1 protein-coding gene is annotated in these 1333 nt (G+C 56.9%); it reads left to right on the top strand.

Annotated features, from left to right (window positions below; all coding sequences use genetic code 11):
- The first annotated feature begins 16 nt into the window (after positions 1-16).
- Entirely contained in the window at positions 17-1285 is a 1269-nt protein-coding gene (locus NOW55_RS20520; protein WP_256402009.1) for an RNA-guided endonuclease InsQ/TnpB family protein, read from the top strand.
- Positions 1286-1333: the final 48 nt, after the last annotated feature.

Raw genomic sequence — 1333 nt, 5'->3', positions numbered from 1 at the left:
TTATGAACACAGTCCGATGCTGGAGACAACCCGCACCTATCGAGCGAAAATCGCCAACCACTCTCAGGTGAGTGACGACCTCGATGACTGTGGGTTCTCCGCGTCGAAACTGTGGAACGTCGCCAGGTACTACACGCAAGGCCGATGGGACGAAGACGGAGAAATCCCCGACGACGGCGAACTCAAATCCGAACTCAAGGAACACGAACGATACAGTGACCTCCATTCTCAGTCAAGTCAGCGAGTTCTCGAAGAGCTTGCTGAGTCGTTCACCAGTTGGTACAAAGCACGCCAACGCGGAGACGAGAACGCCAACCCACCCGGCTACCGCAAACACGGCGACGAACACCCACGCTCCACCGTAACGTGGAAGCAGAACGGCATCAAGCACGATTCCAAACACAACCAACTTCGTCTGAGCAAGGGTTTCAATTTGAAGAACCACCGCTCTGACTTCATCCTCTGTGAGTACGAGACGCGACCGGACGTGACTGTGGAGAACATCCAGCAAGTACGCGCCGTGTGGAACGGCGACCGTTGGGAACTCCACATCGTCTGTAAAGTCGAGATACGCACAGAAGACGCTCCTGGTGACAACACCGCAGGTATCGACCTCGGGATCAACAACTACCTTGCCATCGCCTACGACGACGGTGATGCGGAGCTGTATCCGGGGAACGTGTTGAAACAGGACAAGCACTACTTCACCCGCGATGAGTACGATACCGAGGGTGAGAACGGCCCATCACGCCGTGCGCTCCGCGCCCGACAGAAACTCTCGCGTCGGAAAGACCACTTCCTCCACGCCCTCGCCAAACACATCGTAGAGCGGTGCATCGACCACGAGGTCGGTCGCATCGCCATCGGTGACTTGAGCAAGATTCTCGAGGACGAGGACGGCGAGGTTCGGAACTGGGGCAAGCGTGGGAACAAGAAACTCCACGGTTGGGAGTTCGACCGTTTCACGACGCTCTTGGAGTACAAAGCAGAGGAACACGGCATCCTCGTAAACCGCGTTTCAGAGCAGAACACGAGCAAGACGTGTTCGTGCTGTGGCCGGAAGCGAGACGCCAACCGCGTGGAGCGTGGCTTGTACGTCTGCGAGTCGTGCGGTGCGACGATGAACGCGGACGTGAATGGTGCGGTGAACATTCGGAGAAAGATAACTCAGAGTCCTCCGACGGAGGATATGAGTAACGGCCGCTTGGCACGGCCAGCAGTTCGCTTGTTCAATCAAACCTCAGGATCGTTCCACCCGAGGGAACAGGTGAGTTGCGAACCTTAATATCCCAACGCTCGGGAATCCTCGCCCTTTAGGGCGGGGAGGATGTCA

The organism is Haloarchaeobius litoreus (assembly GCF_024495425.1).
Classification (GTDB): domain Archaea; phylum Halobacteriota; class Halobacteria; order Halobacteriales; family Natrialbaceae; genus Haloarchaeobius; species Haloarchaeobius litoreus.
Note: the sequence above shows the minus strand (reverse complement) of the source record. Positions and strands in the feature narration are given on the sequence as shown.

Coding starts and splice junctions, on each gene's coding strand:
- NOW55_RS20520 (WP_256402009.1), top strand. CDS start 17: ATGCTGGAGACAACCCGCACCTATCGAGCGAAAATCGCCAACCACTCT.